Source organism: Rhizobium sp. Rhizsp42, assembly GCF_047304155.1.
In the GTDB taxonomy this organism is placed as follows: Bacteria; Pseudomonadota; Alphaproteobacteria; order Rhizobiales; family Rhizobiaceae; genus Rhizobium.
Genome location: NZ_JBGLYS010000157.1, coordinates 1 through 264, shown reverse-complemented (window position 1 = coordinate 264; position 264 = coordinate 1). Strand labels below are relative to the sequence as shown.

The following is a 264-nucleotide window of genomic DNA, read 5'->3' as shown; positions in this document are numbered from 1 at the left end:
AGCTCGATCTGCTGCACAGCGTCAGCGCGCAGCATGACGCGTTAACCGATCGCCAGCGCGCCGGCATCGAAAAGCTGCTGCGTAACCTGATGCCGTGGCGCAAAGGGCCGTTTTCGCTCTACAGCTGCGACATCGACACCGAATGGCGCTCCGACTGGAAGTGGGACCGCGTGCTGCCGCATATCTCTTCGCTGGCCGGTCGAACCGTGCTGGATGTGGGCTGCGGCAGCGGTTATCACATGTGGCGCATGATTGGTGCCGGCG

Annotated in this window: 1 protein-coding gene; it reads left to right on the top strand. The window is 63.3% G+C overall.

Features of this window, described 5'->3' with window-relative positions:
- The coding region (locus tag ACCD05_RS31925; RefSeq protein ID WP_413397691.1) for a DUF1698 domain-containing protein at positions 1-264 on the top strand (264 nt) is incomplete at both ends.